Source organism: Mycobacterium colombiense CECT 3035 (genome assembly GCF_002105755.1).
GTDB lineage: Bacteria > Actinomycetota > Actinomycetes > Mycobacteriales > Mycobacteriaceae > Mycobacterium > Mycobacterium colombiense.
In genome coordinates this window covers 1362910-1388181 of the sequence record NZ_CP020821.1, presented here as the reverse complement: position 1 = coordinate 1388181, position 25272 = coordinate 1362910, and the positions used below count along the sequence as shown (strand labels likewise).

Annotated in this window: 21 protein-coding genes and 2 pseudogenes; 7 read left to right on the top strand and 16 right to left on the bottom strand. The window is 68.9% G+C overall.

Going from position 1 to position 25272, the window contains the following annotated elements:
* Positions 1-73 precede the first annotated feature (73 nt).
* Positions 74-289 (bottom strand): hypothetical protein, encoded by a 216-nt coding sequence (locus tag B9D87_RS26475; protein ID WP_085977797.1) that lies wholly within the window; start codon positions 287-289, stop codon positions 74-76.
* Positions 290-538: 249 nt separating this feature from the next.
* On the opposite strand from B9D87_RS26475, the gene B9D87_RS06450 reads away from it, so the two are divergent.
* Positions 539-1387, top strand: a complete 849-nt coding sequence (locus tag B9D87_RS06450; RefSeq protein WP_007771168.1) for a glycoside hydrolase family 16 protein — start codon at positions 539-541, stop codon at positions 1385-1387.
* Between the two features lie 15 nt (positions 1388-1402).
* Here B9D87_RS06450 and B9D87_RS06445 read toward each other — a convergent pair whose 3' ends face one another.
* Both B9D87_RS06445 and B9D87_RS06440 read right to left on the bottom strand, forming a co-directional pair.
* Positions 1403-2245 (bottom strand): class I SAM-dependent methyltransferase, encoded by an 843-nt coding sequence (locus B9D87_RS06445; protein ID WP_007771169.1) that lies wholly within the window; start codon positions 2243-2245, stop codon positions 1403-1405.
* Positions 2246-2275: 30 nt separating this feature from the next.
* Positions 2276-2935 (bottom strand): hypothetical protein, encoded by a 660-nt coding sequence (locus B9D87_RS06440; RefSeq protein ID WP_007771170.1) that lies wholly within the window; start codon positions 2933-2935, stop codon positions 2276-2278.
* Positions 2936-3112: 177 nt separating this feature from the next.
* Between B9D87_RS06440 and B9D87_RS06435 the strand changes: the two genes are divergently transcribed.
* Positions 3113-3367 (top strand): hypothetical protein, encoded by a 255-nt coding sequence (locus B9D87_RS06435; RefSeq protein ID WP_007771171.1) that lies wholly within the window; start codon positions 3113-3115, stop codon positions 3365-3367.
* A 67-nt stretch (positions 3368-3434) separates the two neighbouring features.
* Here the strand turns inward: B9D87_RS06435 and B9D87_RS06430 are convergent, their stop codons facing one another.
* The 4 genes from B9D87_RS06430 to B9D87_RS06415 form a co-directional block, all read right to left on the bottom strand.
* On the bottom strand, positions 3435-4889 hold the full coding sequence (locus tag B9D87_RS06430) for an aldehyde dehydrogenase family protein (protein WP_007771172.1): 1455 nt from the start codon (positions 4887-4889) through the stop codon (positions 3435-3437).
* A gap of 103 nt (positions 4890-4992) precedes the next feature.
* A complete protein-coding gene (locus B9D87_RS06425; RefSeq protein WP_007771174.1) occupies positions 4993-5403 on the bottom strand; it encodes a VOC family protein in 411 nt (136 codons plus the stop codon).
* Positions 5404-5407: 4 nt separating this feature from the next.
* Complete coding sequence (locus B9D87_RS06420; protein WP_007771178.1) at positions 5408-5860, bottom strand: helix-turn-helix transcriptional regulator; 453 nt, start codon at positions 5858-5860, stop codon at positions 5408-5410.
* 14 nt (positions 5861-5874) lie between these two features.
* Complete coding sequence (locus B9D87_RS06415) at positions 5875-6777, bottom strand: NAD-dependent epimerase/dehydratase family protein (protein ID WP_007771181.1); 903 nt, start codon at positions 6775-6777, stop codon at positions 5875-5877.
* A 79-nt stretch (positions 6778-6856) separates the two neighbouring features.
* Between B9D87_RS06415 and B9D87_RS06410 the strand changes: the two genes are divergently transcribed.
* Together B9D87_RS06410 and B9D87_RS06405 are read left to right on the top strand one after the other, a co-directional pair.
* Entirely contained in the window at positions 6857-8542 is a 1686-nt protein-coding gene (locus B9D87_RS06410; protein ID WP_052002478.1) for a sensor histidine kinase, read from the top strand.
* Positions 8524-9207 (top strand): response regulator, encoded by a 684-nt coding sequence (locus B9D87_RS06405; protein ID WP_007771183.1) that lies wholly within the window; start codon positions 8524-8526, stop codon positions 9205-9207. Before B9D87_RS06410 ends, B9D87_RS06405 begins: the two co-directional genes overlap by 19 nt.
* A 2-nt stretch (positions 9208-9209) precedes the next feature.
* Here B9D87_RS06405 and B9D87_RS06400 read toward each other — a convergent pair whose 3' ends face one another.
* The 8 genes and pseudogenes from B9D87_RS06400 to B9D87_RS06365 form a co-directional block, all read right to left on the bottom strand.
* A complete protein-coding gene (locus tag B9D87_RS06400) occupies positions 9210-12056 on the bottom strand; it encodes an MMPL/RND family transporter (protein WP_007771184.1) in 2847 nt (948 codons plus the stop codon).
* Between the two features lie 83 nt (positions 12057-12139).
* Positions 12140-13516: a WS/DGAT/MGAT family O-acyltransferase gene (locus B9D87_RS06395; protein ID WP_007771186.1), complete on the bottom strand. Its 1377-nt coding sequence runs from the start codon at positions 13514-13516 to the stop codon at positions 12140-12142.
* A gap of 31 nt (positions 13517-13547) precedes the next feature.
* Positions 13548-14909 (bottom strand): wax ester/triacylglycerol synthase domain-containing protein, encoded by a 1362-nt coding sequence (locus B9D87_RS06390; RefSeq protein ID WP_007771187.1) that lies wholly within the window; start codon positions 14907-14909, stop codon positions 13548-13550.
* 29 nt (positions 14910-14938) lie between these two features.
* Positions 14939-16294, bottom strand: coding sequence for a non-ribosomal peptide synthetase family protein (locus B9D87_RS06385; protein WP_007771189.1), 1356 nt, complete (start codon positions 16292-16294; stop codon positions 14939-14941).
* 189 nt (positions 16295-16483) lie between these two features.
* Positions 16484-17857: an amino acid adenylation domain-containing protein gene (locus B9D87_RS06380; protein WP_007771196.1), complete on the bottom strand. Its 1374-nt coding sequence runs from the start codon at positions 17855-17857 to the stop codon at positions 16484-16486.
* 154 nt (positions 17858-18011) lie between these two features.
* Positions 18012-19360 (bottom strand): annotated as a pseudogene (locus B9D87_RS06375) (hypothetical protein).
* 22 nt (positions 19361-19382) lie between these two features.
* Complete coding sequence (locus B9D87_RS06370) at positions 19383-20834, bottom strand: condensation domain-containing protein (protein ID WP_007771199.1); 1452 nt, start codon at positions 20832-20834, stop codon at positions 19383-19385.
* A 236-nt stretch (positions 20835-21070) separates the two neighbouring features.
* A complete protein-coding gene (locus B9D87_RS06365) occupies positions 21071-22255 on the bottom strand; it encodes an acyl-CoA dehydrogenase family protein (RefSeq protein WP_040630331.1) in 1185 nt (394 codons plus the stop codon).
* Positions 22256-22333: 78 nt separating this feature from the next.
* Between B9D87_RS06365 and B9D87_RS06360 the strand changes: the two genes are divergently transcribed.
* Both B9D87_RS06360 and B9D87_RS06355 read left to right on the top strand, forming a co-directional pair.
* Positions 22334-22714, top strand: a complete 381-nt coding sequence (locus B9D87_RS06360; RefSeq protein WP_040629841.1) for an NYN domain-containing protein — start codon at positions 22334-22336, stop codon at positions 22712-22714.
* A gap of 77 nt (positions 22715-22791) precedes the next feature.
* Positions 22792-23678 (top strand): annotated as a pseudogene (locus B9D87_RS06355) (NAD(P)H-dependent flavin oxidoreductase).
* Between the two features lie 19 nt (positions 23679-23697).
* Here B9D87_RS06355 and tpx read toward each other — a convergent pair.
* Positions 23698-24192 (bottom strand): thiol peroxidase, encoded by a 495-nt coding sequence (gene tpx / locus B9D87_RS06350; RefSeq protein WP_007771205.1) that lies wholly within the window; start codon positions 24190-24192, stop codon positions 23698-23700.
* 121 nt (positions 24193-24313) lie between these two features.
* On the opposite strand from tpx, the gene B9D87_RS06345 reads away from it, so the two are divergent.
* Positions 24314-25264, top strand: coding sequence for a GlxA family transcriptional regulator (locus B9D87_RS06345; protein ID WP_007771206.1), 951 nt, complete (start codon positions 24314-24316; stop codon positions 25262-25264).
* The last annotated feature ends 8 nt before the right edge of the window (positions 25265-25272 follow it).

Genomic DNA, 25272 nt, shown 5'->3' with positions numbered 1-25272 from the left:
ATTAATCGTTTGCTCCGCGGCCGGCATTCCGGGATCCGGATGCGAACGGGATCGCGCCAATGGGACGGCGAATTCAGGCGGGGGTATTGCCGCTGGAGTACAGCTTGAAGTTGCGGACCATCGGAACCACCGGGTTACCAGCGGCTGCGGCGCGCTGGCGGGCGCGGAACGACGGATGACGGCGCATTGCCTCATTGCGTTCGCGTTCGCGTCGTTGGGCGGCGGCCCATGCTGGATGGGATTGAAGGAAGATAACCGTGCCTTCTTGTGTATTCGCCACGATCGTCACTCCTCTCAGTACCACCCGCAAAAGCTACAACAGTGTGGTTATCGGATCGTGATTCCAGAATGCCCGCCGAATCCTGAGACCAAACCACCCGTCAAGGTGAGAATTGGCCGTGAATTTGCGAACGTAATCCGTTGCCACTGCCGTGCTGCCGTCCGTGCTGGTACGACCGCGATCAGAACCATAGCGACGGGCACCGACAGAATTCCCGTTTGAGCGTCATGCACGGTCGGCTGCTAGGGTCCCTTGCTTATGCCGGAGATCGACCGCCGCCGCATGATTTTGACAACCGGGATCGGCGTGCTGGCAGCCACGCTGCCGGCCTCGAGAGCCTGGGCCTACCCGCCCCGGCAGGACGAACCTGCCGGCCGGATACCGCCGCCCGCGGCGCCCAGCGGCCAATCCGGGAGCTACATCTTCTCGGACGAATTCGATGGTCCGGCCGGCTCCGCCCCCGACGCGTCGAAGTGGGCGATCGCCAAAGCCCGCGAGACGATCAAGGACCCGACCTTTTGGGAGCTGCCCGAGCACATCGGGCAGTATCGCGACGATCGCCGCAACGTGTTCGTCGACGGCAATTCCAACCTGGTGCTGCGCGCGGCCAAGGACGGTCCCACGTACTACAGCGGCAAGGTGCAAAGCCTGTGGCGCGGCGGCGTCGGCCACACCTGGGAAGCCCGGATCAAACTGAACTGCCTGACCCCGGGAGCCTGGCCGGCGTATTGGCTCGGCAACGACGATCAGGGCGAGATCGACGTGATGGAGTGGTACGGCAACGGCAAATGGCCCTCGGCGACCACCGTCCACGCCAAGGCCAACGGCGGCGAATGGAAGACCCACAACATCGCGGTGGACAGCGCCTGGCACACCTGGCGCACGCAGTGGGACGAGGCGGGCATCCGCTTCTGGAAGGACTACACCGACGGCGCTGCGCCCTACTTCGACGTGCCGGCGAGTTCGCTGCCCGATTGGCCGTTCAACGGCGCGGGTTACACGGTCTATCCGGTGTTCAACCTCGCGGTCGCCGGTTCGGGTGGCGAAGACCCCGGCCCGGGCAGCTACCCCGCCGACATGCTCATCGACTGGATACGCGTCTGGTAGGCGGGTGCGGGCGCCTCAGTGCGTGAGCAGGGCGACCGCACTGGAGGGCTTGTTGCCAGGACGGCGCAAGTCCGGCTGCCGCCAGGCGAGTGGGCGCATCCATATCGGTAAGCGGCGCAGCCGGTGGGCTGCCACCAGCACCGTTTCCGCTTCGACAGCTCGCCAGCCGAGGTCTTCGAAGAAGGCCAGCCCGTTCTCGGGCGCGAACTTGAACGGGGCGTTTGCCGCAATCCCGGCCATATTCTTGTTGATCCGCTTCCGCAGGCCGGGGAACGCGAAATCGAGCATCCACCAGGCGACCTCGGGTCGCTTGATCGCACCCGACAGCGCCGCGATGTCGGAGGTCTCCAGGTACATCGACAGACCCTCGGTCAGCACAAAGGCCGTCGCCGCGCCGTCCAGCGCTTCGGTGAAGAAGGCGTCTCGGGCGTGCGGGTCGGCAAGGTCAACCGCTATGCGAGTGAGCCGGCAGCGCGGAGTCTGATCGGCGAGTATTTGCGTCTTCTCCGCGAGCAGCTTGGGTAAATCGGCTTCGATCCAGGTGAGATCGGACGGGAGATCTAAGCGGTAGGGCCGGGTATCCAGGCCGGCAGCCAGATTCAGGACACGGTCACAGCCGTGCGCGAGTGCGTCGGCGAGGGCATCGTCGATGAGCTTGGTGCGTGCGACCAGCCACCATCCGCTGCGATCCGCCCATCGAACGTTGTCGACGATCGCGCGGCCCTGTTCACCGGCGAGTCGCTCGGCGAGCGGGTCGCTGAATAGCGCATCGGGACGGGCCGTTTCGGTCGCCCGGTGCAGGGCCGTCCACCGGGCCGTATCGGAGACATGGGTAATGGTGTGCGCTGGACCAGACATAGGTTGCGTTATAGCAGTACCGTCGTGGCCCTACTGCCCAGCCCTGCCCCCGGCGAACCAGGCCTGTGTCACGGTGCGGGTCGCGGGCGGTGGCAGGACGGCGTCCGGAGCGCCGAGGCGACCGACCTTGACGGTCCACGCCGACGCCGAGCGGTCGATGCACGATCCGGCGCCCTGGCTGGGCAGCCACAGCACGGCAAGGTCGCTGCCGGCGCCGCCGCATCCGTACACCCCGGTGTACCCGTCGGCTCGCCCACCCCACGCGCCGCCGTTGCGCAGTAGGCAGCGGGTGCCGTCGTCGAGGGCGAGCGCGAACGGATCCGGGGTGGCGTTGGGGTGCACGGGCGGGAGCTGACCGTCGAACATCACCCGGTGCATCTGCATGTCCCACGGATTGTCCACGCACAGAAGCGATCCCGGTGTCGAGGGCCAGCAGGTACCGGCACCTGCCGCGCTCGGCGAACAGTAGTAGACATCGTCGGCGACCGCCGACGGTGACGGTTCCGAGCAGTCGCTGGCCTGACCGACGTTGCCCGGCCCGGATGCCACCCGGTAGCCGTTGATCGCTTCGCCGCCGGGTCCGACGGCCATCACCGTGATCACCTGGGTGGCGGGCGGATCGGCGGCCGCGACGCCGGGCTCGACGAAAGCGACGCCCGCCGCGACCGATACCAGGACAAGTCGCCACATCGCGTTCATCGAGCGCACCTCCGGTCGAGCGGGCCCCCGTTGTGCAGGGTAGAGCGCCCGCGGGGCCGGCGGCCCGGAATCGGCGGCCGTGATTGGGATCGGTAGCCGGTTCGCGGGTCTGTACTTACCGCAACGACGCCGCCACGGAGGCGGCGCCCCACGAAAGGAAGACAGCAGATGAACATCGTGCCGACCAGCATCCAGGAGCAGATCAACCGTGTCGATCGCCAACGGAGCCTGTACATCGGGATCAGCACTGGCCTGCTCGCGATCTGGAGCGTCTACCGGCTGATCTGGATGCTTTACCTCGGGATGACATTCGGCTGGTTCTTCGGCGCGATGGCGTTCCAGGTGGTGCTGTGGGGCGTGATCGGGACCGCCGCCGCGGTGGCCTCCGTCGGGTTCCTCACCCGCTACAACAAGAGATCTTGACGCCTTCGGGCCGACATCGAAAAGTCCCGGACCCCGTTGGGGCCCGGGACTTTTCGTTATACGCACCTTAGAGCTGGGCCCACACCGACTTCGTCTTCAGGTAGATCTCCAGGCCCTCTTTGCCGAACTCGTGTCCCCAGCCGGACTGCTTGTAACCGCCGAACGGCACGTCGTGGTCGAAGACCAACTGGCAGTTGACCTGAACGCTGCCGGCCTGCAGCCGCCTCATGATGCGGTGGGCCCGGCCCAGGTTTTCCGTCCAGGCGGTGGCCGCCAGGCCGTAGGTGGTGTCGTTGGCCAGAGCCACGGCCTCGTCCTCGTCGTCGAACGGCAGGATGGTGACCACCGGACCGAAGATCTCCTGCTGGTACAGCCGCATGCTGGTGTCGACGTTGGTGAGCACCGTCGGGTGGACGAAGTAGCCCTTGCGGTCCAGGCGGTGGCCGCCGGTGACCACCTCGACGCCGTCCCTCTTGCCCTCGTCGATGAAGCCCATGACGCGGTTCAGCTGCTTCTCGCTGATCAGCGGGCCGCTGACGCAGCCTTCCTCGCTGGGGGCGCCCAGCTTGAACGAATTCGCCATCATCGCAATGCCTTCCACGACCCGGTCGTAGACGCCGCGCTGGGCGAAGATGCGCGACCCGCACACGCAACCCTGGCCGGAGTGCACGAAGATGCCCAGCGACGCCATCATGATGGCGTTGTCCAGGTTGGCGTCGTCGAAGATCAGCACCGGCGATTTGCCGCCGAGTTCGAGCGTGACCTTCTTGAGGTTGTCCGCCGAGGCCCGCACGATCTCCTTGCCGACCTCGGTCGAACCGGTGAAGGCGACCTTCTGGACGTCGGGGTGCGCGGTGATCGCCGCACCCGCGGTGTGGCCGTAACCGGTCAGCAGGTTGACCACGCCCTCGGGCACGCCGGCCTCGTGGATCAGCTGGTCCAGCAGCAGAGCCGACAGCGGCGTCTCCTCGGCCGGCTTGACGAGCAGGCTGCCGCCGGCGGCCAGGGCCGGTGCGAGCTTCGCGCTGGCGTTGAAGATGGGGCCGTTCCACGGGAAGATCAGGCCCACCACGCTGTACGGCTCCTTGAGCGTGTAGGCGTGCATGTTGACGTAGTTGTCGGTCGCGATGCCGTCCGTCTTCACGTCGTAGGCGACGCCGTTGATCTTCGAACACCAACCGGCGTAGTAGCGGAAGAACTCCGAACAGGTCGACATCTGCAGCTGGGCCTGCATCAGCGGCATGCCGGTGTTGAGGGAGTCGAGTTGAGCGAACTCCTCGGCGTGTTCGTCGATCAGCTCGCCGATCCGCCACAGGATCTTGGCCCGCTCGCGGCCCGGCAGGTCCGACCAGACCCCCGACTCGAAGGTCGCCTTCGCGGTGGCCGCGGCCTCGTTGACCGCTTCTTGCCCGCAGTCGGTGAATTCGGTGATCGTCTCCTCGGTCGCGGGATCGATGACCGAGATGACGTCACCCGTTCCGGGGCGCTTGCGAATGTCGTCCAATACCGCCTGCACCGTCATCTGATCCCTTTCGTATTGCCGGTCGTGGCGCCTCAGCGCCCAATGCGCTCAGTGCTGAGCACTTGCTTAGCATTGTGCACACGGATGGTCAAGCACGACCGGCTCAGGGCAGTTGCTGGATGCGGATGAGGTTTCCCGCGGGATCGCGTACGGCGCAGTCGCGAAGCCCGTACGGCTGGTCGGTGGGCTCCTGGACGATGTCGACGTCGCCGGCCTGCAGCAGTTCGAAGGTGCCGTCGAGGTCCTTGGTGGCCAGCAGCAGTGTGGCGTAGCTGCCCTTGGCCATCATCTCGGCGATGGTGCGGCGCTCGTCGTCGGTGAGGCCCGGGTTGGCGGCGGGCGGGTTCAGCACGATGGACGTGTCGGGCTGGTTCGGCGGACCCACCGTGATCCAGCGCATCGTGCCCTTGCCGACGTCGAGGCGGACCTCGAACCCGAGGACGTCGCGGTAGAAGGCGAGCGACGCTTCCGGGTCCTGGTGGGGAAGGAAGCTCGAGTGAATGGTGATGTTCATGCGGTCAGGCTAGGTGCGGTCCGACGGCGGATGCTTCTCGATTCCTGATCGGTCTCGTCACCTGCTTGGCCACGCACGGCGGCATGCCCGCCAGCGCACCGGCCGCTCGGCGCCGGTAGGTGCTGGGCGGCACGCCGACCAGTTCGGTGAACCGCGTGCTGAAGGTGCCCAAGGACGAGCACCCGACCGCGAAGCACACCTCGGTGACGCTCACATCGCCTCGGCGCAACAGCGCCATCGCTCGCTCGATGCGTCGAGTCATCAAGTAGGAGTAGGGCGATTCGCCGTAGGCCTTCCGGAACTCGCGGCTGAGGTGGCCGGCGGACATGTGCACCCCCCTCGCGAGGGCCTCGACGTCCAGTGGCTGCGTGTGGTCCCGGTCGATGCGGTCGCGGACGCGGCGCAACAGGACCAGCGTGCGCAGGCGCTGCGCCGCCGCCTCGGAACTGATGGCCACTCGCGACGCCGGCCCTAGACGCCGACGAGCTCGGGATGGAATTTGGCCGCCATGCGGCGGATTCCGTCGCGCCAGTCGACCGAGGTGCCGCCGATCAGTTCGTGCATCCGGTCGATGGTGGTGGGATTGCCGCGCAGCGCCTGTTCGCTCGCCTCGAAGATCGGCTCCCTGCCGACGAGCGAGCCGAGGTAGTCGCACCACTCCTGCAGGCTGACCGTCTGGTCGCCGCACCAGTTGACCGTGGTCGCCGGGACGGACGCGACCTCGAGCAGCTTGGGGATGGTCGCGATGATGTCGTCCTCGTGAATGGGGTTGTAGCGGGCGGGTTCGCCGGGTGGAACGGGAATCGGGATGCCGCCCAACATCATCTCCATGTGATAGAACGGCCACCCGCCATTGTCGCCGTAGGGGACGTTGAGCCTTGCGATCGTGGTGGGCACTCCGAGGACGCGCGCCACCGACCGGGCGACGACCTCGCCGGCGATCTTGGAGATGGAGTAGGTCGGGAACAACGGCTTGTGGTTGTCGCCCAGCGCGGATCGCTCGCTGCGGGGGTCGTCGTCGGGCGGGTCGTATACGGCGGCCGACGAGCAGTGCAGGAAGGCCTTCGCGTTGCGGCAGTGGGCCATCAGCAGGCCGACCGACTCCGCGTTGGCCGCCAGGTCCTTGTCCCAGCTTCCGCTCTTGGCCACCGCCAGGTTCAGGACATAGTCGAAATCCGTTGGCAGCGCCGCGAAGTCGCCGGCCGCCAGATTCACCTTCTCGCAACGAATCCCGGCCTTCTCGAGACCTTCTCGCGCGACGGGATCGGTGAACCGGGCGATTCCCCAGACCTCGTTGTCGGCGGCAAGCGCCCGGGCGATGGGGGTGGCGATCTGACCGGTCGGGCCGGTGATCAGGATTTTTGAGCCGCGCATGCGCGCAATGGTAGCGACATCGCGACGGAGATGATCATGCTTTCGCGCATTCTGCTCACCTGCGCGGTAGTGTCTGTCCATGGCCCCCAGGGGTCGCATCGACTTGCGACTCGCCACCCAGGTGATGCTGCTGCAGCTCGTCATCGTGACGCTGACGTTGATCGTCGCTTTCGGGCTCTTCGCCGCATTCAACCGGGCGCGCCTGGACAGCCAATATCACGTCCACGCCACCGATATGGCCCGCGTGGTCGCCTCCTCCCCCACGGTGATCGCCAACATCGCGCGCTACGACAGCGGCCCGTTGAGCCCGACCCCCGAGCTGGTGGACGAACTCGCCACGGGTCCGATTCAGGGCGTGGCATCCCGGGTCGAACAACGCACCCACGTGTTGTTCGTCGTCATCGCCAATGCGAGCGGCATCAGGGTCGCGTGCCCCCAGCGCGACAGGTTGGCAGCCCACGTTGCCGCCGACATCGCGGCTCCGCTGGCCGGGCACGAGGTGACATCACATGACGACACCTATATGGGACGCGCGATCGTGGCGAAAATCCCGGTGTTCGAATCGGGTTCCGACCGGGTGCTGGGGGTGGTCATCGTCGGCCTGTCCACCAAGGCATTCGACGAGCAGTTCTCGAGGAACCTCCGCGTATTGGCCGCGATGGCCGGTGCCCTGCTGGTCATCGCTGTCGCCGGCTCGGCGGTATTGGCCCGGCGCTGGCGGGGGCTGACACTGGGTCTGCGGCCGGCGGAGATCACCGGGCTGGTGCGAACGCAGGCGGCGGTGCTGCAGGGAATCGGCGAAGGCGTTCTCGCGGCGGACACGTCCGGCTACACCACGTTCGTCAACGACGAGGCATGCCGGCTCCTGGAGATCTCCAACAAGACGGGGCGGCCGGTCGACCAGATCGGCCTGACCCCACGGGTTCTCGACGTGTTCGAGGCCGCCGATTCGACCCCGGTGTTGGCCAGCGTGGGCGAGCGCATCATCGTCGTCTCGGCCCGGCCGGTATCGCGCGAAGGGCGGGCGCTGGGAACGGTTTTGGTGGTGCGGGACCGAACGGACGTGGAATCCCTCACGCGGCAACTCGACGCGGTGCAGGTGATGAGCACGGTGCTGCGCGCACAACGCCACGAATTCGCCAACCGCCTGCACCTGCTGAACGGGCTGTTGCAGGGCGGTCATGTGGACGAGGGATTGCAATACCTGGAAGAAATTCTCGGGTCGGGCCCGCTGGGATCCGCGCTGCCCGGCATCGAGGCCATCCGCGATGCCTACCTGCAAGCATTTCTGGCGGCCAAGGCCGCGGCGGCCCGCGAGGCCGGGGTGACGATGACGATCGGTGAAAACACCTGGGTGTCCGGCCGTCTCGGGCTGCCCGTCGATGTCACCACCGTGCTGGGCAACTTGCTCGACAACGCGATCGATGCGGCCCGGACGGGTGGCAACGACGTGAAGGAAGTGGAAGTCGAACTGCTGCAGAATGGTTCGACGCTGCACATCACCGTCGCCGACAGCGGCGGCGGCGTGGCACCCGATTTCGTCGATCACCTCTTCACCGAGGGCACCACGACCAAGCCCGACTCGGGGATACCGGGCGGCCGCGGCATCGGGCTTGCGTTGTCGCGCCAGATTTCTCGCGCGCTGGGCGGTGACCTGTGGCTGGCCAGCGCCGGCGACGCCGAGCTGCGGCTGCGCGGTGCGGAATTCATCGCCCGGCTGCCGGGCGTGATGGTGGAGGAGGAGCAATGGGCGACCCAGAGCTGACGGTGCTGGTGATTGACGACGACTTCCGCGTGGCGAATCTACACGCCGAGGTGGTCAACACGCTTCCCGGTTTCGCGGTGAGCGGCACGGCGAACACGCTCGAGGCCGCGCGCAAGGCCGATCCCGTCGACCTGGCCCTGGTCGACGTCTACCTGCCTGACGGGTCGGGAGTCGACTTTGTCCGCGAACGTGACGGCGACAGCATGGTGCTGAGCGCGGCCACCGAGGCGGCGACGATCCGGGCCGCGCTGTCCGCCGGGGCGCTGAGCTACCTCGTCAAGCCGTTCGCACCCCCGGAGCTGGCCGCGCGGCTCGCCGGCTACGCGCGCTACCGCAAGGTGTTGGCCGGCCCCAACCTGACCGCCGGCGACGTGGACGCGGCACTCGACGCGCTGCGGCCCAGGGTCGCTCCCCCGCCAACCGCCACCATCGCGGCCTCATCGACCAAACAGCTTGTGCTGCAGGCATTACGAACGTCCCAGCGGCCGATGTCGGCGGCCGAGGTCTCCGCCGCGATCGGAATATCTCGGGCGACCGCGCAACGCTATCTGGCGGCGCTGGCCACCGCCCGCGACGTCACCGTCGGCCTGCGGTACGGGACGACCGGACGACCCGAGCAAGAGTTCGCGGCCGCCGCCAAGCGGCCGGCCGGGCCGCCGCGCTGAGCCTAGCGGCCGGTGTTGATCCTCTTGGCCGGCCACCAGTTGGCCTTGCCGACCAGCGCCGCCATGGCCGGCACGGTGACGGTGCGAACCACAAAGGTGTCGATCAACAGGCCCACGCCGATGACCAGGCCCGTCTGCACCATGGTGGCCAGGCTGCCGAACAGCAGGCCGAACATCGAGGCGGCGAAGATTATGCCTGCCGAGGTGATGACACCACCCGTGGAACGGACCGCCCGGACGATGCCGGAGCGGATGCCCGTGCGCGACTCTTCGCGAATTCGCGTGATCAGCAGCAGGTTATAGTCCGCCCCGACGGCGACCAGCACGATGAAGGCGGTGGCCTGCACGTTCCACGACATCGCCTGATGCAGCAGGAACTGGAAGAAGGCGACGCCCATCCCCACCGCCGACAGGTACGAGATCGCCACGGAGACAATCAGATACAGCGGCGCCACGATCGCGCGGAGCAAGATGACCAGGATTGCGAAGACGATGAGCAGCGTCATGACGACGATCAGCCCGAAGTCGTCGTCGTAGTAGTCGCGCAGCGTGCTGTACATCCCGTTGAGCCCGACCATGGAGATCGATGCGTCCGCCAGCGCGGTGTTGGGCTGGGCGCCGCGCGCCGTGTCCAGAATCGAGGAAACCTGGTCCATCGCGGGCGGACTGAACGGGGTGAATCTCGATTCGACCAGATAGCGCACCGAATGGCCGTCGGGCGAGAAGAACAGCTTCGCGGCGTTCTTGAATTCGTCCGAGGTGAGCACCTGGGGCGGGATGTACATGCCCGACATCGAGGGCGCGGTGGCGTCACGCTTCACCGACAGCAGCAGGTCGGCCGCCTGGTTCATGCCCAGGCCCATCTGCTTGACCTTGTCGACGAGTGTCCGGACGCCGTCGGCCAGCCGCCGGCTGCCATCGGCGAGCTGATCGGCCGCTGCCTGCATTCCCGCGATCGTGCGCTGCATGCCGGCGACGTTGCCACGCAGCGCCCGCAGACCGCCAGTCGCCGTTGCCAATTGAGCGCTCAGACTTTGCACGGCCGCCTGCACGCCCGGAACCGCCGACTGCTTGGTCAAACCGTCGAACATCGGGCCCGCCGCCGCGACGACGCTGTTGGCGAGTGCCGAGACGGACCCGTTCGTGAGCCCACGGACGTTGTCCAGGGCGCTCGCCGCGGTGGCGAGCTGCTGCTGCACCTGGTTCAGTGTCGCGGTGACGCTGGTCATCGGCCCACTGGCGCCGCGGATTTCATCGCGCACCCGCGCGAGGGCCGTCGCCAGTTGGTCTGCGCCGTTGGTCAGCGCGTCGAGGTCACTCGTCCTGTCGTTGATCTGTGTCGAGGCGTCTTCGAGCTTGCCGCCGACCTCCCCGGCTTGAAAGCTGATCTTGGCCTGATCCAACGGCTGGCCGCCGGGTCGGGTGATGCCGCGCACCGCAGCGATATTGGGCAGCTGAGCGACGCGCTGAGCCATCTGGTCCAGGTCGGCCAGCGCCCGCGGCGTCCGCAGGTCGCGCGGCGACCGGACGTAGATGTACTGCGGCAGCAACATACTTTCCGAAAAGTGTTGCGCCATCGTCGAAAAGCCGGCATTGCTCGGTGCCGACCGCGGCAGTTGCAGCCGGTCGTCGAACGTGGGCCGCAGGAACGCCGCGCATCCGGCCAGCGTGAGCAACACCGCGAGGCTCCCCAGCAGATGCGCTTTGGGCCGACGCACCAGCGCAACGGCAGAGCGCTGCCACAGGCGGCCGGTGAGCGCCGCACGCGGCGTGACCCATCCGCGCCGGCCGGCGAGAACGAGCACGGCGGGCAGCAGCGTTATCGCGGCAAGGAACGCGACCCCGATCGAAACCGCCAGCGCCGGGCCGATACTCGTGAACGCGGGTAGGCGGGTGAACACCATGCCGAAGAAGGTGACGGCAACGGTGGCCGCCGACGCGGCGATCACCTCACCGATCGAGCTCAGTGCCTTTTGCACGGCCAGGTCGGAGTCGATGCCGGAGCGGAGGCACTCGTGGTAGCGGCTGATCAAGAAGACGGCGTAGTCGGTACCGGCGCCGAAGATCATCGCCGTCATCAAGGCGATCGTCATCGAGGACACCCCGAGCCCGAGCTGAACGAGTCCGGACACCAGGCCCTGGGCCGACGCGACCGAAACGCCGATGGTGATCAACGGCAGCAGCACGGTCACGGGTCGCCGGTAGATCACCAGCAGGATGATCAGGACGAACAATGCGGTGACCGTCTCGATCGTCTGCATGTCGTGAGCGGTGACGATCGCCAGGTCGCCCGCCATCGCACCCTGTCCCGTCACCTGTGCGGCCAAGGGCGTGCCCGCGGTGGCGCGCTTGGCGATCTCCGTGATGCGCTGGTAGGCCTGCGACGACTCGGGCGAACCGACGGGGGCCCGCAGGATCACCGCGAGGTAGAACGCTTTGTGGTCCGCGCTGACCATCAACGACCGCAGCGCGGGTGTGGCGACGATGTCCTGCACGCCGGCCACGTCTTTGGTCTCGCCGCGAAATGTGGCGGCCAGCTCGCGGTAGGCGTCCTCGTCGGCCGGTTGCAGGCCCCGGCCGTCGGTGAGCACGACAATCAGGATGTTCTGCCCGGATTCACCGAAGTCCTTGGCCATCTGCTCCGTTGCGGCCATGGCCTGCGGCGGCAGCGGCTGTACCGTCTGGCCTTCGACCACCTTCGTCAACGCCGGGAAGGCAACGGTCAGCACGGCTACCGCGGCGACCCACGCGGCGATGATGAGCCAGGGCGCGCGCACGGAGCAGCGACCCAACGCCGCGAACACGCCGGAAGGTGCCGAGATGTCAAGCGCGCCTGGACGTTTGATCATGGTGAAACCCTTCGTCGACGATCGTCGACACCGAATCTATGGCGCCGCGACACCCGTGTCGCGCTTGTCAGCGATAGTCGCCGTTACCGGCGATCTTGCGGTTCTGCGCATTGTGCTCGCGCCGGGCACGGCCAGCCGATCGTCGCGGTGAGCGAGAAGTCCTCCAGAACGCTCGAAATATGCTGCCGTAACGCGTCATCCGAATTGGGGCGGCCCAGCTCATACGCGACGACCGAGACGAAGACCCGTCCGTGGGCCCGTCCCGAGAGCAGGCCCAGCAGTCCACCGGTCCGGTGCACCGTCGCCTTGGTGACCCCCGGGGCGAGCAACCTGACGGCAAAGTGGTCGGCATCCGTGCCATCCGGCCGGTTGGCGGCCGGGCTGACGGCACCGAGGTTGGACGATCCGCTGGTGGTGGCGCCGCCGAGGGCCACGCCGGCCATGCGCCGGACCAGCCACCGCGGCATCAGCGGGGCCAGTGGCAGCAGCGCCAATCGCTCGTCGGGGACCTCCTGATGGCGGATCAGCGCTTGCTTGATCGCGGCCCGGATCTCGCGCAGATCCGCCGCCGCGCCCGCGGGGTCGATCGTGATGTCGACACTGGTGATCGCGTTGGCGCGAGTATCGCCGTCGGTGCGCTCGTTGACCGGTATCGCCACCGTGGCCGCGCCGTCCGCGGCGACCCGTCCCATCCGTTGGGCAAGGCGGCCCGCGAATCCCGCGAGGAGCGCGTTGCCGGTTCCGTCGAGCGCCCGCGCGCGGACATCCCACTCGCCGGCGTCGACGAAGAACGTCACCTTCGGGAGATCGACGCGTGCGTCAGGTCCGGCGAACGGCGCGCGCGGCGCGCTGGGCGCCTCGGCGCCGGAGCCGCGGCGGTTGCGGCGGGCGAATCGTGCCCCCGCCACGACGGCGCGGCCGATGCCGGGGACGTCGCGCGCGGTCTGGCCGACGTCCTCGCGCAGCGCTCGCCAACGCGGGCGCGTCCCGGCGGCGGGCCAGGTGATCGGGTCGCGGCGGCCGCTGGCCGCGTCCGCCAGCGCCTCGCACAATCCGACGCCGTCGATGAGGCTGTGCGAGATGACAAAGCTCACGCCCGCGCCGCCGTCGGTGAACGGCAGCACCGCGAGGTGCCAGCCGGGACCCTGCTCGGAATCCAGCGGGGTGCCGGCCTGCTCGGTGAGCCAGGCCTCGAATTCTTCGCGTGGGCGGGGGCTTTCGACGATCTCCAGGTCGGACTGGGTGCCGGGTGAGACCCAGCGATGGCGGCCGAACGGCAAGGCTGACCGCTCGATGCGGCGGGACAGCCGTCCCCGCTGTAGATGCCGGTGGAACTGCCGAAGGCCGTCGATGTCGATCGCGTGGTGGTAGATCCACACGCACTGCAGCAGGTTGGTGGTTGCGGTCGCCCGCTCGCCCAGAAACGCGCTCTGGTCGACGAGGTCGATGACGTTGTCCATTTTTCTCACGATCCTTGTCTGCCTCGGTTGCCTACGCCGTCAGGCCGGCAACCGGCACCGGGTCCGGCCAACCGAGCGTGGCGGTGAGCGCGAAGTCGCTCAGTGTGCTCGAAAGGGTCTGCGCCAAAGCGGAATTCGAGTTGGAACCGCCCGGCTGATACGCCAGGACCGAAACGAAGACGCGCCCATTCGTTCTCCCCGACAGCAACACCAGCAAGCCGCCGAGCCGGTGCATGACCCCCCTGGTCACGCCCGGGGCGAGCGGCTTCATGACGAAGTGGTCGGCGGCGGTTCCGTCCGGCCGGCGCGAGGCCGGGTCGACCGCACCGAGGTTGGACGAGATGACGCTGGCCGCGCCGTTAGCCGAAACGCCCACGCACCGCCTGACCAGCCACTGCGGCAACAGCGGAGCAAGGTGCAGCAGCTCCCACCGCGCGTTCGTCTCGTCGTGCGAGCGGATCAGCGCCTGCTTGATGGTGGCCCGGATCTCGCCCAGATCCGTCGTGGCGGGTGCGGGGTCGACGGCGAAGTCGACATTGATGATGGCGTTGGCGCGCGTGTCGGCGGCGGCGCGTTCGTTGACGGGCATGGTCACGGCGACCGAGCCGTCCGCCGCGATGCGTCCCACCCGAAGGGCCAGCTGCGCCGCCAGTCCCGCGAGCAGCGTGTTGCCGGTCCCGCCCAGTGACTCCGCGCGAGCGTCCCATTCGTCGGCGTCGACGAAGATCGTCGCCGTCGGCAGGGTGACGCGCTCGTCGGCGCTGCCGGAGAGGACAGGCGGCTCCGCGAGCGGTGCCGCGGCGCCGGCGCTGGGACGCCGCGCCCTGCGCGCCGCGGCCACGACCGCGCGCCCGATACCCGGGACGTCGCGCACGGTTTGGTGGGCGTCCTCGCGCACGGCCCGCCACCACCCGCGCGACCCGGCCGCGGGCCAGGTGATCGGGTCGCGGCGTCCGGCCGCCGCGTCCGCCAACGCCTCGCACAGCCCCACGCCGTCGGTGAGGCAGTGCGAGATGACCAGGCTCACCGCCGCGCCGCCGTCGGTGAACGGCAGCACCGCGAGGTGCCAGCCGGGTCCGTTCTCGGCGTCGAGCGGGGTGTCGGCTTGCTCGCCCAGCCAGGCGTCGAGGTCCTCCCGCGAGCGCGGCGCCGCGACGATCTCCAGGTCGGACTGCCCCTTCGGTGCGACCCAGCGATGGCGCCCGAACGGCAGGGGCGACGGCTCGATGCGGCGGGACAACCGCCCCTGCGCCAGGTGGCGATGGAACCGGCGCAGGCCGTCGATGTCGATCGCGCGCTGGTAGATCCACACGCACTGCAGCAGGTTGGTGGCGCCGGTCGCTCGCTCGCCCAGGAACACCGTCTGGTCGAACAGGTCGAGTACGTTGCTCATTGTCGTGGGGTCCTTTCTTCCTCGCTGGCCTACGCCGCCAGGTCGGCCGCCGGCACGGGGCCCGGCCAGCCGATCGAGGCGGTGAGCGAGAAGTCGCTCAGAACGGTCGAGATGTCATGCCGCAGAATGTTGTTCGAGTTGGGGCGGCCCGGCTGATGCGCAAGCACCGAGACGAAGATCTGTCGGTGCACCCTTCCGGACAGCAACGCCAAAACCCCGCCGGTGCGGCGCATTATCGCGGTGGTCACGCCCGGATAGAGGGACTTCATGGCGAAGTGGTCGGCTTCGGTGCCGTCCGGCCGGACGGCGGCGGCGTGCAGGACGCCCAGGTTGGACGACACGACGTTGGTGGTACCGCCGGTGGCCACGCCGACCAGTCGCCTGACCAACCGCCGAGGCAGCAGCGGAACCAGGGGCAGCAGGGCCCACCGCTCGTCGGGCACGTCGCGGTGCCGGATCAGCGCCTGCTTGGTTGCCGCCCGGATTTCCCGCAGGTCCGTGTCCGCGAGTGCGGGGTCGACAGTGATGTCGACGTTGGTGATGGCGTTGGCGCGGGTGTCGCCGGCGGTGCGCTCGTTGACCGGAATCGACGGAGTGGCCCGCCCGTCCGCGGTGAGCCGCCCCACCCGCTGGGCGAGGCGGGCCGCCACCGCCGCGAGCAGGGTGTTGCTGGTTCCTCCGAGCGCCCGCGCGCGGGCGTCCCACTGATCGGCATCGAGAAAGATGGTTGCCGTTGACAGAGTGGCTTTTTCGCCGGGTCCGCAGCACGGCGCGGCCGGCGTGGCCATCGGCGCCGCGGCGGGGTCGCGTCGAGCGAATCGCGCTGCGGCGACGACGGCGCGGCCGATGGCGGGAAGGTCGCGCGCGGTCTGGCGGGCGTCTTCGCGCAGGGCCTGCCACCGCGGGCGCGACGCGGCCGCCGGCCAGTCGTCCGGGTGATGTTGTCCGGTAGCGGCTTCCGTCAGCGCCTCGCACAAGCCGACGCCGTCGATGAGGCAGTGCGAGACGACCAGGCTCACCCCGGCGCCGCCGTCGGTGAACGGCAGCACCGCCAGGTGCCATCCGGGCCCGTGCTCGGCGTCCAGCGGGGTGTCGGCCTGCTCGGCCAGCCAGGTGTCGAAATCCTCGCGTGCGCGCGGCGTTTCGGCGATCTCAAGGTCGGCCTGGTTGCCGGCCGCGACCCAGCGATGCCGGGCGAATGGCAGGGGCGAGCGTTCCATGCGCCTCGCCAACCGTCCCCGCCGCAGCCGGTGGTGGAACGAACGCAGGCCGTCGATGTCGATCCCGCGGTCGTACACCCACACGCACTGCAACGCGCAGGTGGCTCCGGCCGCCCGCTCGAAGTCGAAGTAGGCCTGGTCATACAGGTCGAGTACGTTGCCCATCGTTCTTCAGCTCCTTTTCGCCTGTCGCGCTGCCGGATTCGGTGGGACGAAGTGCTTTTGCCTCGCTTGGATTCACCGTATGGCGCCGGGCGCCGCCCGTCGCGCTTGTGCTTGATAGTGGGGCTTAGCCGCGATTCCCCGGTTTCGCGCATTGTGCTCACCCGCGGAATCGGCGGCTTTCGGCGCCGTCTACCGCGCCGCCGGCGACCGGTTCATCGCGCTCCAGCCGGTGGTGGCGGTGAGCGAGAAGTCGTCCAGGGCGCTCGAAACGTGCTGTCGCAAACCGTCATTCGAAGTCAGCCGGCCCGGCTGATAGGCGAGCACCGAGATGAAGACCTGGCGGTGCACCGTCGCGGAGTGCACCACCATCAGGCCGCCGAGCTGGTCCATCATCGCCCGGGTCAGGCCCGGGTAGCGAGACAGCAGCGCGACGTAGTCGGCGTCGGTGCCGTCCGGCCGGTTGGCCGCCGGCGGGGCCGCGCCGATGTTGGAGGCGACCACGACGTTCGTCGCGCCGCCCGTGGCCACGCCGACCATTTTCTTGATCAGCCGCTCGGGCAGCAGGGGCACCAGCGGCAGCAATGTGCGGCGCTCGTCGGGCACCTCCCGGTGGCGGATCAGCGCCTGCTTGGTCGTGGCGCGGATGTCGCGCAGGTCCGTCGCCGCGGGTGCCGGGTCGACGCTGATGTCGACCATCGTGACGGCGTTGGCGCGGGTGTCGTCGGCGGTTCGCTCGCTGACGGGGAGCGCCAGGGCGACCGAACCGTCCGGGCCGATTCGTCCCACCCGTTGGGCGAGCCGGGCCGCCACTCCCGCGAGCAGCGTGTTGCTGGTCCCGCCGAGTGAGGCTGCGCGCGCGTCCCACTCGTCCGCGTCCAGAAAGAAGGCCGCCGTCGGAATCGTGACGATGTCGTCGGCTCCGGCGATCGACAGCGCGGGACGGGCCTGAGAAAGGGGCCGGGTCACCGATCCGGCGGCGCGGCGGTCGCGCCGCGCCGATCGCGCCGCGCCGACCGCGGCACTCACGGCTCGCCGGATGGCGGGGAGGTCGCGTGCGGTCTGGCGGGCGTCTTCGCGCAGTGCCCGCCCCCGCGGGCGCGACCCGGCGGCGGGCACGTCCATCGGGTGGTCGTAGCCGCACGCCGCTTCCACGAGGGCCAGGCACCCTCCGATGCCGTCGGTGAGGCAATGCGTGACGACGAAGCTCACCCCGGCGCCGCCGTCGGTGAACGGGAGCACCGCGAGGTGCCATCCGGGCCCCCGCTCGGCGTCCAGGGGGATGCCGGCCTGCTCGCCCAGCCAGGCGTCGAACTCCGCGCGCGGACGGGGCGCCGCGATCTCGAGCCCGTCGCGATCGCTCGGCGCGACCCAGCGATGCCGGCCGAACCGCAGCGGTGAGCGTTCGATGCGACGTGCCAGCCGGCCCTGCTGCAGATGGCGATGAAAGCGGCGCAGACCATCGAGGTCGACCTCGCGGTTGTACACCCAGACGTTCTGACCGACGCCGGCCGCCGCCCCGAGGCGAAAGAAGGTCTGGTCGACCAAATCGAGAACGTTGTCCATGTCGCAGAGTCCTTTGCCTGAGCCAGTTGCCATGGGGGCGAACGGCATTGGGTGGTTCGATTGAGATTCAACGTAGGGTGGGGACGGCCGCGGTGTCACGCTTGTGGGCGTTAGTCGGAATTAGCGGCGATCGGCTTGATTGTGCGCATTGTGCTCACCGCCCGCGGACCGGATCGGCGCACGGCCAGCCCAGGGTCGACGCGAGTGAGAATTCGTCCAGCACGCTCGAAATGCATTGCCGCAGGGCGTGGCCGGAGTTGACGCCGGCCGGGTTGTAGCAGACCACCGAGACGAAAACCCGTCCGTTCACCCTTCCCGAGAGCAGGGACAGCAGGCCGCCGAGCTGGCGCATGACGCCGGTGGTCATGCGCGCACTCAGCGACCGGATGGCGAAGTGATCGGCGTCGCTGCCGTCCGGGCGATTCGTGGCGGGGTCGACCGCGCCGATGTTGGACGAGCCGACGGTGGCCGCGCTGTTGGTGGCGGCACCGACCCATCGCTTGCCGAGTCGTTCGGGTATCAGCGGCATCAGCGGCAGCAGGGTCCATCGTGCGTCGGGCTCGTGCTGCGAGCGGACCAGCGCCCGCTTGGTCGCGGCGCGAATCCCGCTCAGGTCCATGGCCGCCGGGCCGGGGTCCACCGTGAAGTCGACGTTGGTGATGGCGTTGGCGCGGGTGTCGCCGTCGGTGCGCTCGTTGACGGCCATCGTCACCGCAACCGAACCGTCCGCTCCCACGCGCCCGACCCGCTGGGCGAGGCGGGCCGCCAACGCGACGAACAACCCGTTGCCGGTTCCGCCCAGACAGTGGGCGCGGGCGTCCCAGTCGCCGGCGTCGACGAAGAAGGTCGCCGCCGGGAGCGTGATGTTCTCGTCGACGGCGGCGGCGAGGGGCGGCGTCGCGGCAGCCGGTGCGGCGGGGCGCCGTCGCGAAGGAAACGTGCGGCGGCGACGGCGGCGCGCCCGATCGCGGGGATGTCGCGCGCGGTTTGGCGGGCGTCGTCGCGCAGCGCCCGCCAGCGCCCGCGGGACCCGGCGGCGGGCCAGTCGACCGCGCTGTCGTCACCGGCGGCCGCGGCGGCCAGGGCCTGGCACAGGCCGACGGCGTCGGTGAGGCAGTGCGAGGCGATCACGCTGATCCCGGCGCCGCCATCGGTGAACGGCAGCACCGCGAGGTGCCATCCCGGTCCGCTTTCGGCGTCCAGCCGGGTGTTGGACTGCTCATCGCACCAGTCGTCGAATTCCGCGCGCGGCCGGGCGGTTTCGACGAACTCGATCGCCGGCTGATCGGCGGGCGCGACCCAGCGGTGGCGCCCGAACGGCAGGGGCGAGCGTTCGATGCGCCGCGACAACCGGCCGCGCTGGAGGTGGCGGTGGAACCGGCGCAGGCCGTCGATGTCGACGGCCCGGTCGTACACCCAGATGCACTGAATCACGTTGGTGACGCCGGCCGCCCGCTCGACGCGGAAGAAGGTGTCGTCGACCAGGTCGAGTACGTTGTCCATGTTCCTCGGTCTCCCTTCGGTGTTAGGCGTTGATGGCTGTGCGGTGGCCGCAGTTCGCATGCGCGGCAACCGCATCCACCCAGTCGGAGGTGGTCTTGACTGCCCGGGCGAACGACCGGATCAGCGCCTCGAGGTAGTGCTGCACCGACGCGCGCGCCTCGGCGTTGTCCGGGAACGAGATGGTGGCCGTGGTCTTGTCGGCGTGGCGGTTGATCCACAGGTTGATCCCGCCGTGCGACAGGTTGTCGGCGTAGGTTCCGAAGTTGTTGGCGTCCAGCAGGTCCGCGGCGGGCACGGCGCGGAAGTCGATGAACGACACCATCATCGCGCGGGCGGTGGGCGGCTGGATCCACACTCCACGCGGGTCGGCCAACTCGATGGCCCGGTCGAGCGGGACGGCGGCGAGATGCCTGGCGCCGTCGAAGGATTCCTGGGCGGCCCGCGCCGCCTCCGGGAAGGAGCCGGCGACGGTCGGCACGGTGACCGGGATGAGGCTGGCGAACCAGCCCACGGTCATCGAGTCCAGTGCCGGCGTCCGCGTGTCGTACGGCGTGAAACCGTGAAACGTGTCGTCGCCCGTCAACTCGTGCTCGGTCAACGCGGCGCACGCCAGGACTCCCCCGCTGAACCGGGCCCCTGCCGCGTGGCAGGCGGTATCGAACGACTCCGTCTGGGCGGCGTCCAGCAGGTCGACGGTCACGAAGTCGCCCGCGGTGTCGACCTCGTTCGCGCCCAGGGGAAGCGGGAAGCTCGGCCACTCGCCCGCGGTGTCGCGGGCGAACTCGACCCAGGCCTCGACCTCGGGGGACGCCAGGGTCAGCCCCGCCAGCTTGTCGTGCTGGCGTCGGGTGTAGCCGTGATAGCTGGCGGTCTGCGGAAAAATGGCCGGCCCCGCGGCTCCGTTCGCGATGGCCTGGTACGTCAAATGGATGTCGAAGAAGATCAGGCCGGCGGACATGCCGTCGATGTGGAGATGGTCGACGCTGGCGTAGAAGGAGAAGTGGTCGGTGTGCTGGACGATGCCGAACGTGAAGCAGTCCCACTCGAGCGTGCCCGGTGTCGTCGTCAACGCGTGCTCGCGGATTTCCTCCGGTGTCAGGTACCCGAATTCCATTGGGGCGAAGTCGATGACCCCTGGGTCGTCGATGGTCCGGCGGACGACGACGCCGTCGGCGAATTCGAACGCATCGTGGTAGGTGTCATGCCGGCGGACGTGCGTATTGATCGTCGCCGTCATGGCCGCGACGTCGCACACGCCGGGGACATCCCACGCCACCACCATCAGCCGCGGAAGCTGCCTGCCCGTTGCCGCGGCATCGTAGGCGGTGCGCAGGTGCCGGGCCCGCTGGTAGCTCGGCGGCGGATCGCTTCGCGGAGCGTTCCGTGCCGCTGCCCGCGCCGCGGGTGAGGCCATCCAGGTGGTGACTGAACCGGCCGGTGGCTGCCATCCGGTGATCTTGCCCAGCGTGACCATGTCTGAATCCTGTTCTCTGCAATGCCGATCTTGCGCGGCGCCGAGCCCGCAAAGTGCTATCGCGGAAGGGATTTCACGCTGCGGCCGGTCGGCGTATTCGGTTTTCGGTGAAACCGAAGTTACGGCGCGCCCGCAGCGGTGTCGCGCTTGTAGGCGATAGTCGGGATAACCGACGATTACGGGGTTTTGCGCGTTGTGCTCGCTCGGTGGAGCCGATGCGGCTGTGGTTCAGCGACTCACAAGCCGGGCTGGTCGTCGATGATGCCCAGCCAGATCTGGGCGACGTCGATGGCGACCTTCTCGCTGATGAAGGCGTGCTGTGTTCCGGTGTAGATGTCCCGGAAGGCACGCTCGAGCCGGCTGCCCTCGCGGATCGAGCTGGTCCCGGCGACCAGGTGGGCCCACTCGGCGCAGCCGCGCGCCACATCGGTGGCGTAGACGGCGGCCACGCGCATGTCGGCGCGAAGCGCCGGCGTGAGGTCGCGCCCCGCCGCCACCGCCGCCTCGGCGGTGGTGAAGGCGTCGAGCACCAGGAGCCGGGCCGCACGCCAGGCCGCGCGGTGATGCGCCAACCCCTTCTGGAAGGTGGGCCGGCTGGCCAGGGCCGCCATGTCACTCATCCGGAACTTCGTCGCGGCCAACTCCTGGACGTCGTCGAGCATGCTCCTGGCCACGCCCAGCGCCCACGAGGCGTGCCCGGCGGCGGTCACGGGCATCAGCCCCATCCGGGTGGCCGGCGAGGTCCCCCGGTAGGGCTGCCGCGCGAACAGCTCGAACGTGCGGCTCTCGGGCACGAACAGGTCCGAAGCGCTGTAGTCGTAGGAGCCGGTGCCCTTCAGCCCTTGCACGAACCAGCCGTCGTTGAAGCTGATCTCCTCGCGTGGGATCACGGCGACCCGCATCTCCGGGAAACCCTCACTGACCCAGCGCATCTCGCCGTTGTCCGTCGGCAGGAAGCCGGCCGCAACGTATTGCGCGTGACCGGTGCCCGAGCCGAAGTTCCACGCGCCGGTCACCCGGTAGCCGCCGTCGACGGCGGCGCCTTGCCCGTTGGGAAAGAACTGGCCGCCCATGGTGACCCGGTTGTCGTGCGCGGTAAACACTTCGGCGAAGCCCTCGTCGGGCAGGTAGGCCGCCGCGGCGAAGGACGACGGCAGATTGGCGATGCCCACCCAGCCGAAGGACCCGTCCTGCCAAGCCATTTCGATCCAGGTTTCGATCATCTCGGTGAACGACGGCTCGACACCGCCGGCGGCCACCGGGTTGAACGCGGACATCAGGCCGCCGGCCCACATCGCGTCGACGATCGCCGGGGTCAGGGTGCGCATCCGCTCGGATTCGGCGGCTTCGGCGCGCACCAGGTCCCGCATACCGCGGGCCAGCGCGATCACCCTGTCTTCGGTGTCGGCGATCGAGGTCATGACGGTGACCGTATCAACCACGGATGGCTTCTCGAACGAAAATCAATGGCTCGCGCCAGGTCGTTTACGGTGTGGGTTGTGCGCTGGATCGTCGACGGCATGAATGTGATCGGAAGTCGTCCCGACGGCTGGTGGAAAGACCGCAACGGTGCGATGGTCACATTGGTGGAAAGCCTGGATCGATGGGCGTCGGGTCAAGGAGAAACGGTGACAGTGGTTTTTGAACGGCCGCCGTCGACGGCCATCGCGTCATCGGTGGTCGAGATTGCGCACGCGCCCAGGGCGGCCGCGAATTCGGCCGACGACGAAATCGTCCGGCTGGTCGCGGCCGACGCTGCGCCGCACGACATTCGCGTCGTGACGTCCGATCGGGCGTTGACCGAGCGAGTGCGCAGCCTCGGCGCGTCGGTCCACCGGTCGGAGGGCTTCCGCGACCTCATCGATCCGCGGGGCCGATGACCGCCGGTGGCCCGAGCCCCGCACCCAACCGGGTCTGCGAGCTCGCGCGCATCGACATCCCGATCATCCAGGCGCCGATGACCTACATCGCCGGCGCCCAACTGGCCGCCGCGGTCTCGAACGCCGGTGCCCTGGGCATCATCGAGACCACCTCGGACCAGGGCAAGGCCGATCTGCGACGGGTGCGCGAGCTGACCGGCGGTGCCGTCGGCGCGAACATCGCGTTGCTGTTCAACCGCGACCCGGCGATGCTGGATCTGCTCGTCGCCAACGACATTCGGTTCGTCACCACCTCGGCCGGCAGCCCATCGGTGTTCACCGAACGCCTGCACGACGCCGGCATCACCGTGTTCCACGTGGTGGGCACGCTGGCCGCGGCGAAGAAGGCCGTCGACGCCGGGGTGGACGGGCTGGTGGTCGAGGGCGTCGAGGGAGGCGGATTCAAGAACCGGTTCGGCGCGTCGACCATGGTGCTGCTGCCGCTGGTGGCGGCCCACGTCGACATCCCGATCGTGGCGGCCGGCGGGATCTGCGACGCGCGGTCGATGGCGGCCGCGTTTGTTCTCGGCGCCGAAGCGGTGCAGATGGGCACGCGGCTGCTGGCCTCGGCGGATTCGCCGGTGCACGGCAACCTCAAGCAAGCGGTCGTCGACGCCGACGAGACCGGCACGGTGCTGCTCCCCCTCGACGGCACGCGGATGATGCGCGTCATCCGCACCGCGGCCGCCGAGCGGCTCGACGCCGCGACGTCCGCCGAAGCGGGCGCCGCGGCACTACAGCGGGTGCAGCGCCTGTATTTCGACGGCGACCTGGACGCCAGCGTCGCCAACACCGGTCAGGTGGCCGGGCGCATCCAGGATCTGCCCCGGCCGCCGACATCATTAACGAGATGTGGCGAGGCTGCCGCGAGGTGCTCGCGGCCACCTCGAAACGGGTGGGCCGGGCCGGGCCCGAGCGGGCCTAGCCCGAGGCGGGCGCCGAGGTCAGCCCGCCGCCGCCAGCGCCGCGTCGTAGTTGGGCTCCTGGGCGATTTCGGGCACCAGCTCGGTGTAGGCGACGTTGCCGTCGGCGCCGATCACCACGATGGCCCGCGCCAGCAGTCCGGCCATCGGGCCGTCGGTGATGGTGACCCCGTAGTCCTCACCGAAGCTGTCGCGGAACGCCGAACCGCTCTTGACGTTCTCGATGCCCTCGGCGCCACAGAATCGCGCCTGCGCGAACGGCAGGTCCTTCGAGACATTCACCACGGTCGCCCCGCCGCCGGCGGCGCGCTCGTTGAAGGTGCGCACGCTGGCGGCGCACACCGGCGTGTCGATGGACGGAAAGATGTTGAGCACCAACGGCTTACCGCCGAATTGGTCACTGCTCACCGGAGCCAGATCGCCGCCGACCAGACTGAAGGCCGGGGCTTTGGATCCGACGGCAGGCAGCTCGCCGACAGTGTTGATCGGGTTTCCACGCAACGTTATCTGTGCCATGGGCAACAGTCTGCCAAGGCCGCTGTGGTCGCCTCGGGGCAGGGTGCGCACAGGTCCCATGTCCTAATCAGTGGGATGCATGGCGTAGACGACAGGACCCGGCGTGTCCAACACTGTATCCATGCCTCGCAAGGTGGTCATCGCCGGTTTTCCCGGCGTGCAGGCGCTGGACGTGGTGGGACCGTACGACGTGTTCACCGGCGCATCGCTGTTGACGGGCGGCGGCTACGAGGTCGCGATGGCCTCGGTCGGTGGCCAACCGGTGCAGACGGCCACCGGCCTGGCCTTCGTGGCGAGCCCGTTGCCGGACCCGGGCGACCCGATCGACACGGTCGTTCTGCCCGGCGGCGCCGGCGTGGACGCCGCGCGCCGCGACGCCGACCTGGTCGCCTGGACCAAGGCCGTCGCCACCCGCGCACGCCGGGTGGTGACGGTGTGCACCGGTGCGTTTCTCGCCGCCGAGGCGGGTCTGCTGGACGGGCGCCGCGTGACCACGCACTGGGCCTTCGCCGAGCGGTTGGCGAGCGAATATCCCGCCGTCGACGTCGATGCCGACCCGATCTTCGTGCGCAGCTCGGACACCCTGTGGACCGCCGCGGGCGTCACCGCGGGCATCGACCTGACGCTCGCGCTGATCGAAGACGACCACGGCACCGAGCTCGCGCAGACGGTCGCCCGCTGGCTCGTGCTGTATCTGCGCCGGCCGGGCGGCCAGACGCAGTTCGCCGCGCCGGTGTGGATGCCGCGCGCCAGACGGGACTCCATCCGCGAGGTGCAGGAGGCGATCGAGGCCGAACCGGGACGACCGCACAGCATCGACGAGCTGGCTCGCCGCGCCGCGATGAGCCCGCGGCACTTCACCCGGGTGTTCACCGCCGAAATCGGTGAGGCGCCAGGCCAATACGTCGAACGCATCCGCACCGAAGCCGCGCGCCGGCAGCTGGAGGAGACCGACGACACCGTCGTCGCCATCGCCGCTCGGTGCGGCTTCGGCACCGCGGAAACCATGCGCCGCAATTTCCTTCGCCGCGTTGGCATTTCGCCCGACCAATACCGCAAGGCCTTCGCCTGACATCGAAA

Bases quoted from the DNA above. Each gene is read 5' to 3' on its own strand.
- B9D87_RS06405 (WP_007771183.1), top strand. From the start codon at position 8,524: ATGGGCGACCCAGAGCTGACGGTGCTGGTGATTGACGACGACTTCCGC.
- B9D87_RS06415 (WP_007771181.1), bottom strand. From the start codon at position 6,777: ATGCGCGGCTCAAAAATCCTGATCACCGGCCCGACCGGTCAGATCGCC.
- B9D87_RS06440 (WP_007771170.1), bottom strand. From the start codon at position 2,935: ATGTGGCGACTTGTCCTGGTATCGGTCGCGGCGGGCGTCGCTTTCGTC.
- B9D87_RS06425 (WP_007771174.1), bottom strand. From the start codon at position 5,403: ATGAACATCACCATTCACTCGAGCTTCCTTCCCCACCAGGACCCGGAA.
- B9D87_RS06445 (WP_007771169.1), bottom strand. From the start codon at position 2,245: ATGTCTGGTCCAGCGCACACCATTACCCATGTCTCCGATACGGCCCGG.
- B9D87_RS06410 (WP_052002478.1), top strand. From the start codon at position 6,857: ATGGCCCCCAGGGGTCGCATCGACTTGCGACTCGCCACCCAGGTGATG.
- B9D87_RS06380 (WP_007771196.1), bottom strand. From the start codon at position 17,857: ATGGACAACGTTCTCGATTTGGTCGACCAGACCTTCTTTCGCCTCGGG.
- B9D87_RS06390 (WP_007771187.1), bottom strand. From the start codon at position 14,909: ATGAGCAACGTACTCGACCTGTTCGACCAGACGGTGTTCCTGGGCGAG.
- B9D87_RS06365 (WP_040630331.1), bottom strand. From the start codon at position 22,255: ATGACCTCGATCGCCGACACCGAAGACAGGGTGATCGCGCTGGCCCGC.
- B9D87_RS06435 (WP_007771171.1), top strand. From the start codon at position 3,113: ATGAACATCGTGCCGACCAGCATCCAGGAGCAGATCAACCGTGTCGAT.
- B9D87_RS06450 (WP_007771168.1), top strand. From the start codon at position 539: ATGCCGGAGATCGACCGCCGCCGCATGATTTTGACAACCGGGATCGGC.
- B9D87_RS06395 (WP_007771186.1), bottom strand. From the start codon at position 13,516: ATGGACAACGTCATCGACCTCGTCGACCAGAGCGCGTTTCTGGGCGAG.
- tpx (WP_007771205.1), bottom strand. From the start codon at position 24,192: ATGGCACAGATAACGTTGCGTGGAAACCCGATCAACACTGTCGGCGAG.
- B9D87_RS06400 (WP_007771184.1), bottom strand. From the start codon at position 12,056: ATGATCAAACGTCCAGGCGCGCTTGACATCTCGGCACCTTCCGGCGTG.
- B9D87_RS06345 (WP_007771206.1), top strand. From the start codon at position 24,314: ATGCCTCGCAAGGTGGTCATCGCCGGTTTTCCCGGCGTGCAGGCGCTG.
- B9D87_RS06370 (WP_007771199.1), bottom strand. From the start codon at position 20,834: ATGGTCACGCTGGGCAAGATCACCGGATGGCAGCCACCGGCCGGTTCA.
- B9D87_RS06430 (WP_007771172.1), bottom strand. From the start codon at position 4,889: ATGACGGTGCAGGCGGTATTGGACGACATTCGCAAGCGCCCCGGAACG.
- B9D87_RS06385 (WP_007771189.1), bottom strand. From the start codon at position 16,294: ATGGGCAACGTACTCGACCTGTATGACCAGGCCTACTTCGACTTCGAG.